The following is a 7,886-nucleotide window of genomic DNA, read 5'->3' as shown; positions in this document are numbered from 1 at the left end:
AAGCCAGTTTTGTTGTGTATCCAATTTACTGATAACAGATTCCAATAGTGCACTATTGAGAAAGTAATGTGAACCGATATATTTCTTTTGGTTTTTTTCTGGAATAAATTTCGGTTCACCAGGTTTTTCAACAAAATATTGGAAATACTTCCTTTTATCCAGCTTGATTCCCTTAGGCAATATCGTATCTCCGTTACTATAAAACATGGAATCAATTAGTCCGTTTTCTTGGATCAAGACGTATTCATTAAATTCCTTTTCTTGGAAATTCCCTGAATCAATGATCTCATTTTTATCATCCAAAAAGTCCCTGTAATTATTTTGTATATCCTCAATACTTTTGTGATGGTCTTCATGACTGATCGGGTGGTGGTTTTTGAAAAAAGAAAAACCAAATCCTAAGATTACCATAATCCCTACCAAAGAAAGCCCCACATTGTATACCCTGTTTTTGGTAAGTTTGTCACCATGTTGTAATCCAAATACAGATATTATAGGAAGTGAAAAAAGCATAACTGCAAGTAAAAAAACCAAAATTGTAAGGTTGGAAAAATCAACTCGGCGGCCTATTGAATCATAATATGATTTTTTGATAACACCTGCCATAAAAAATCTCATGTTTTCAACTACGACAGGAGTAAAATAGAGTAGGTAAGACTCATCTTTATAGATGATTTCATGCTTGATTACCGGCAGCCTAAAAGGTTCTGATTCGATATTATCGAATTCGGGTAATATCTTCCCCACCTCATTTTGAGGATATATGACTTTTCCGGAGGTGTCTGTCAGAAAAATTTTTTCGAAGAACAAATGCTTGTCAACTTTGATAAATAGATCAGAAAGCGGGATCGATAGCAAGGCGGGTTTTTTGATAAGTCTAAATTCAGGCAACCTATTTCCTTCGATATTTAGATCAAACAATAAAGGCTCTATTGTGCTCAGGCTGTCTTTTGGTAAGGAAAACAATTTCTTATCCAGATTAGATTGAAAGGCATATTGAAAATGACCCTTCACCAGTTCCATATTTCTGATGGCCTGACCTTCGAGCTCTTTTTTATTGCTGTTTGATTGCTGAAAAAGCATAAAGGCAATAGCAACTATTGCTACCAAAAAGACTCCCCATATTTTGAAGTTCTTGAGACCCATTAAAATTATGATTAAAAATAGGATTCAATATACAAAATCTGTTGATAATCAAAAATATATGAACATATTTTCTTTGAAAAAGGATATATTATCTGCTCTGATCTATTCTATATTTTTTATCAATTGTCAAAAAAATTACTGATCCCAAAATCATTATCTTTCTGGAAATAAAGTATGTTGATGTGTTCAAATTGATACATTATCGACATAATTTGAATCAAAGTATCCGATTTCCATAAAAAATAGGCAATTGTGATAGATATGTATTGTCAGAAAATCCATTTCATACCATCGTTTTTTGGATTTCAATAAATATACAGGCATATTTATTGCTTATCTTTGCAGCTGGGAAAAGTTAAAAATCGAATAAAGAAAGTTATAACCAATCAATTCAATGAAAAAAACCCTTATCTATCTAGCCTTTATTATTTTTTTGTCAGCTCCTTCATTTGGACAGAGCGCAGACACAACGGCATCATCCGACAATAGCAGTATCAGCAGTCAGTTTGACTTTCTGATGAAATCCTCCAACAATTATCAAGATTATAAAGTCATCAAAAAGACAAGTATTGAAAAATTCAAGTCCAATGTTATAGATTCTCTGAATGTGTTCAAAAACCAATTGGTCACTGTCAATCAGAACCTAAGCGAACAGCAATCCAAAATCGCCGGACTGGAAAAAGAAATCGCCGATACCAAAGTTCTTTTGGCAACGGCTGAGGAAGCGAGGGATAATTTTGAGTTTTTTGGTATGCCCATATCCAAAACAGCTTACAGCAACCTCATGTGGACAATCGTTGGTTTGCTGACTGCAGCATTCCTCTTCTTTCTATTCAAATACAGCCAAAGCCATAAACTGATTTCAAAAGCACAAAAAGACTTGGCTGATGCCTTAGAAGAATTTGACCAGCACAGAAAAAATACCCTGGAAAGAGAACGAAAACTCAAAAGGGAATTGGTGGATGCCATGAATGGAAAAACCAATTAAAACCAACATAGTCTAAAATCAAAAAATCCGGCTGAGTTTACACCCAGCCGGATTTTTTTTGAACCTTGGTAGTTTTACAAGATAAGGATCAATAGTAAAATAATGATGATAATCGCTCCAACAGAAAGATAAATACCGCCTCCCATTTGCTTGGCTTCCACTTTCATGTCCTTCAATTCATTTTTAACTTCTTTTCTTTCTTCCTTGCTCATTTCAGAGAAATCCATCTCTTTGATTTCATCCACCCTCTTTTCAATTTCAGAAAGTCTCTCTTTTTGCTCCGGAGAGAGTTCTTCTTTCACATTTTTTTTGGAGGCTGCGGAAGCATCCATTTCAAACGCAAAAAACATCACTAAAAAAGACAAGGCGTACATTAACTTTTTCATAGGCCAAATATTTTGTTTGAGTTGATTTAAGATTTTTTGAATATATAATTATCCCTCGAAAATTCCATAAAAAACACGATCAGAATTTTTGAATAGCCGGTTTTTTAGTTTGGCCAATCCACCCATTTTTAGTTCTTTCAGTAAGATTATTATTTGTAATTTAGCCTCTCTTTGAAAACAGGTTTTCAAAGTCAACATAGTTCTACCTCAACCCAATTGACTCATGTCCCCAAAAGGAGATAAAAAACTTTTTCTGCTCGATGCCATGGCATTGATTTACAGAGCCCATTTTGCATTTAGTAAAAATCCACGAATCAATTCCAAAGGTTTAAATACGGGCATTATGCTTGGTTTTACCAACACCTTGCTCGAAGTATTGGAAAAGGAAAAACCAACCCATATCGCTGTGGCATTTGATACCAAGGCGCCTACCTTCAGGCATTTACAGTTCGAAGCTTATAAAGCCAACCGTCAGGAGCAGCCGGAAGATATTGGAGTAGGTATCCCTTGGGTCAAGAAAATCGTGGAAGGGTTCAACATCCCCATCTTGGAATTGGATGGCTTTGAGGCAGATGACATTATCGGAACTATTGCCAAAAAAGCTGAGAGAACAAGTTTTATTGTCTATATGATGACCCCAGACAAGGATTATGGGCAGATCGTGGAAGACCACATTTTCCTTTATAAGCCTGCCTTTATGGGAAATGGTGTAGATGTCATGGGCCCAAAGGAAGTATGTGCCAAATGGGACATCGAGCATGTAGACCAAGTCAGGGATATCTTAGGCCTGATGGGTGATGCTGTTGACAATATCCCCGGAATCCCGGGAATCGGTGAAAAGACAGCGGTAAAATTATTGAAGGACTTTGGAACTGTTGAAGGACTGCTTCAAAACACCGACAAACTCAAGGGCAAGCAAAAGGAAAACGTTGAGAACTTTGCCCAACAGGGTTTGCTTTCCAAAGAATTGGCTACCATCAAAATCGATGTCCCTGTCGATTTCGATGAAGTTGCTCTCCGGTATGATGGACCAAATGAGGAGATGTTGAAAGCTATTTTCTCTGAATTGGAATTCAGGACTTTGACCCAAAGGGTATTTGGGGAGAAAATGAAAAAACCCGCTCCAAAAGCCAATGAGCAGCTTGGGCTCTTTGGACCGGTAGATTCCCCCAAAACCATTTCCCAAAACATTGAAGAAGAGGAATTGGAGGAGGAAGAAATCCCAGGAACTTCTGCTCCCCAAGTATATGACAGCATCCTGACCACTGCCAATGATTACCATAAGGTAGAGGGCGAAGCAGCCATCAAGGAATTGATCTCCTACCTGGAACTGCAAGGTGAATTCTGCTTTGACAGCGAAACCACCTCTCTGAATCCCAACGAAGCGGAACTGGTGGGGCTGTCATTTGCCTACGTACCGGGTGAGGCTTTTTATATCCCTTTTCCTTCAGATCAGGAAGAATCAAGAAAACAACTTGAGCTTTTCAAAGGGATTTTTGAAAATGAAAACATCACTAAAATAGGTCAGAATATCAAATACGACATGCTGGTACTGAAAAACTATGGCATGGAAGTCAAAGGCAGACTATACGATACCATGCTGGCTCATTACCTGATCGAACCGGAAGGGAAGCATTCTATGGATTGGTTGGCACAGCAGTATTTGAGTTACAAAACAGTCTCGATCGAAACCCTAATCGGGAAAAAAGGAAAAAACCAGGGCAATATGCGGGACGTGGAAGTGGATGAAGTCGTCCCTTATGCTGCCGAAGATGCGGATATTACGCTTAAGCTTAAGGAAAAATTTGACCCCATCATCAAGGAAAACGGTCTGGAAAAACTCCTTCATGAAGTAGAAAACCCGCTGATCGAGGTGCTGACTGACATGGAATTTGAGGGTGTGAAAATAGATACAGACAGTTTGGCTGAGCTTTCCATCCTTTTGGAAGAAGAAAGTAAAGCGATTGAAAAAAGGGTCTATGAATTGGCAGGGGTAAGGTTTAACCTTGCTTCGCCAAAGCAGTTGGGGGATGTATTGTTTGAGAAACTCAAACTTGATCCCAAAGCCAAAAAAACCAAAACTGGACAATATGCCACCGGGGAAGAGATCTTGAGCAAACTTGCCGGAGAACATGAAATCGCCGAGGCTATCCTCGAATACCGTCAGATGGTCAAGCTGAAGTCCACCTACGTGGATGCCCTTCCTACCATGATCAATCCAAAAACAGGCCGCGTACATACAACTTACAACCAATTTGTTGCCGCCACAGGAAGGCTTTCCTCCATCAATCCCAACCTGCAAAACATTCCGATCAGAACAGCACGGGGACGTGAAATCCGAAAGGCTTTTGTCCCAAGAGATGAAAATCATGTGATTCTTTCAGCAGATTATTCTCAGATCGAGCTACGCATCATGGCGGCATTTTCCCAGGATGCTTCCATGATCGAAGCTTTCAAGCAGGGAAGGGATATCCATGCTACCACTGCCGCCAAGATATTCAAGGTTCCCTTGGAAGAAGTAACTACGGACATGCGAAGAAAAGCAAAGACCGCCAATTTTGGGATCATTTATGGCATATCCGTATTTGGGCTTTCTCAGCGCTTAGCCATCCCAAGGTCAGAAGCCAAAGAAATCATTGATGCTTATTTTGCGGAATTCCCGGCAGTAAAGGAATACATGGACGGAGCCATCGAAAAAGCCAGAAAAAATGAATATGTGGAAACCATCCTTGGCCGCAGAAGATACCTGAGAGATATCAATTCCCGAAACATGACCATGCGTGGCTTTGCCGAGCGGAATGCCATCAATGCCCCACTCCAAGGATCTGCCGCTGACCTCATCAAAGTCGCCATGATCAATGTTTATAGGTGGATGAAAAAAGAAAACCTCAAATCCAAAATGATCCTTCAGGTCCATGACGAATTGGTCTTCGATGCTCACAAAGACGAGGTAGAACTGCTACAAAAGGAAATCCCGAAACTCATGTGCAATGCTGTCAAAATCGAAGTTCCCCTAGAAGTTGAAACCGGAATAGGAAAAGATTGGCTGCAGGCACATTAATAGACGTGAGACGATAGACATGAGACTTGAGACGTGAGAGAAATAATGATGAATTCTGAATTGAAAATGAAGAATGCCGGATTCGAAAAAAACAAAAAAATTGCCAAATAAAATCAAGAAATACGATTTGTGATAGATTTTCCGAAAGGTTTAATTAGCCATAAGACGCTAGACAGGAGATGTGAGATAGATTTCCGAAATGATTGGAATACATTTTCCAAAAAGGGGAAATCATTAATTTTGGCCTTGGCCACACAAAACTTCCAAACCTAATTTTGAATTTAATACTATTTTGAACTCACTAGAAAACTGTCTCTTGTCTCACGTCTCGAGTCTCAAGTCTTGTGTCTCATGTCTCATATCTTAAAAAATGGCTAAAACAAAAACCACTTTCTTCTGCCAAAACTGTGGCGCACAAAGCCCCAAATGGATCGGAAAATGTCCCGCTTGTGGGGAATGGAATACCTATGTAGAGGAAGTCATCCAAAAGGAGGAAGCAGGAAAAGGCAATTGGAAAGCTGTCGGGGCAAGGGATAAGAGAGCTGCGATACCAAAGCGCCTCTCTGAAATCAACTTTGAAGAGATGCCAAGGACAGTGACCCATGATGCGGAATTGGACAGGGTGTTGGGGGGTGGGATCGTGCCGGGATCTTTGGTACTAATAGGAGGCGAACCGGGGATCGGTAAATCCACCCTGATGCTGCAGATTGCGCTTTCCCTACCAGGATTAAAAGTTCTCTACGTATCAGGAGAAGAAAGTGAAGCCCAGATCAAGATGCGTGCTGATCGAATGTCTTTTAAATCAGACAATTGTTATGTGCTTTCGGAGACCAATACCCAACAGATTTTTCAACAAATAGAAATCCTCCAACCTGAACTGTTGATCATTGACTCGATTCAGACCTTGCACAGCCAATATGTGGAATCTGCTGCCGGGTCGGTTTCTCAAGTAAGGGAATGTACCGCCGAGCTCATGAAATTTGCCAAGGAAACAGGCGTACCGGTATTCCTGATCGGGCACATTACCAAAGACGGTTCCATCGCCGGACCAAAAGTCCTGGAACATATGGTCGACACCGTGCTACAGTTTGAAGGAGACAGGCATCTCTCCTACCGGATTCTCCGCACTTCCAAAAACAGGTTTGGCTCGACCAATGAGCTCGGCATCTATGAAATGCGTGGTGAAGGCTTGCGACAGGTGGCAAATCCTTCTGAGATTTTGCTGACGCAAAGGGAGGAAGTACTGAACGGTGTCGCCATCGGTGCGATGCTGGAAGGCAACCGCCCTCTGTTGATAGAAATCCAATCTTTGGTGAGTCCTGCTACTTATGGCACGCCACAGCGGAGCAGTACCGGTTTTGATGCCAAGCGATTGAATATGCTTTTGGCAGTTTTGGAAAAAAGAGGGGGCATGCGCTTGGGACAGCAGGATGTTTTTCTCAATGTCGCAGGTGGTATGCGCGTGGATGATCCTGCCTTGGACCTTGCAGTCTGCGCTTCTTTGGTATCATCCTATGAAGACAATCCCGTACCGGAAGACATTTGTTTTGCAGGAGAAGTAGGATTGGGAGGGGAGATCAGGGCTGTCAACCGTGTAGAGAACCGCATTGCTGAAGCAGAGAAATTGGGATTCAAGAGAATCATGGTTTCCAAGTATGCCATCAAAGGTTTGGATGTAAACAAATACAAGATCCAAGTCATCGCTGTCAGCAAATTGGAAGAGATGTATCAGAGATTGGTGGGGTAATTTGATTATCCGATATTTTGTCAGCAGGTTAATTTGGGCATTCGAATGAAAAATGATGAATTCTGTATGCTGAAGGTAAGCTGTGATTTCTGTGCCCGTATCCTCTTTGCTAGAAAAACAGAGTTAACCACAGATGAACACGGATTTTCACAGATGATTTGAGATGATTCTGAAAAAATTTTACCGCAATGATCGCGATGGTTTCGCTAAGAACACAAGGTGGCCATCTTAAGACCTTTAGGCTTTTTCGTTTTTTTCTTTGCGCCTTCGCGCCTTCGCGGGACATGTTTAAGCCCAATGTGCGCAATGGTTTCGCCAAGAACACAAGGTGAATTTCTTAGAGGCTTTGCTCTTTTATCTCTGCGTGATATATTATTGTAATTTTTTCTCCGTTCCCTACGCGTCCTCTGAGGTAAATTTTTTGCTTGCGTCTTCGCGCCTTCGTGGGACACATTCTCTTTTTTTTCTGCATCAATCTGCGCTATCTGCGGGAAAAAATCTTTACCACAGATGAACACGGATTTTCACAGATGATTTGAGATGATTCTGAAAAAATTT

General features: G+C 40.8%; 5 protein-coding genes. 3 read left to right on the top strand and 2 right to left on the bottom strand.

The genetic code is table 11. From position 1 onward, the window contains the following. A partial coding sequence (locus tag ACZFYI_RS11935) for a hypothetical protein (RefSeq protein ID WP_462524356.1) occupies positions 1–1,146 on the bottom strand: 1,146 nt, incomplete at its 3' end. 394 nt (positions 1,147–1,540) lie between these two features. Between ACZFYI_RS11935 and ACZFYI_RS11930 the strand changes: the two genes are divergently transcribed. Beyond that, positions 1,541–2,134, top strand: a complete 594-nt coding sequence (locus ACZFYI_RS11930) for a hypothetical protein (RefSeq protein WP_462524355.1) — start codon at positions 1,541–1,543, stop codon at positions 2,132–2,134. A gap of 74 nt (positions 2,135–2,208) precedes the next feature. Here ACZFYI_RS11930 and ACZFYI_RS11925 read toward each other — a convergent pair whose 3' ends face one another. Next, a complete protein-coding gene (locus tag ACZFYI_RS11925; RefSeq protein WP_462524354.1) occupies positions 2,209–2,520 on the bottom strand; it encodes a hypothetical protein in 312 nt (103 codons plus the stop codon). A gap of 223 nt (positions 2,521–2,743) precedes the next feature. Here ACZFYI_RS11925 and polA point away from each other — a divergent pair, with 223 nt between their 5' ends. Together polA and radA are read left to right on the top strand one after the other, a co-directional pair. After that, positions 2,744–5,581: a DNA polymerase I gene (polA, locus tag ACZFYI_RS11920; protein ID WP_462524353.1), complete on the top strand. Its 2,838-nt coding sequence runs from the start codon at positions 2,744–2,746 to the stop codon at positions 5,579–5,581. Positions 5,582–5,951: 370 nt separating this feature from the next. Continuing rightward, complete coding sequence (radA, locus tag ACZFYI_RS11915; RefSeq protein WP_462524352.1) at positions 5,952–7,328, top strand: DNA repair protein RadA; 1,377 nt, start codon at positions 5,952–5,954, stop codon at positions 7,326–7,328. Positions 7,329–7,886 lie beyond the last annotated feature (558 nt).

The sequence above is a fragment of the Aquiflexum sp. genome, assembly GCF_977115555.1.
This window is presented reverse-complemented; position numbering and strand designations above follow the sequence as displayed.

Coding starts and splice junctions, on each gene's coding strand:
- ACZFYI_RS11930 (WP_462524355.1), top strand. CDS start 1,541: ATGAAAAAAACCCTTATCTATCTAGCCTTTATTATTTTTTTGTCAGCT.
- ACZFYI_RS11925 (WP_462524354.1), bottom strand. CDS start 2,520: ATGAAAAAGTTAATGTACGCCTTGTCTTTTTTAGTGATGTTTTTTGCG.
- radA (WP_462524352.1), top strand. CDS start 5,952: ATGGCTAAAACAAAAACCACTTTCTTCTGCCAAAACTGTGGCGCACAA.
- polA (WP_462524353.1), top strand. CDS start 2,744: ATGTCCCCAAAAGGAGATAAAAAACTTTTTCTGCTCGATGCCATGGCA.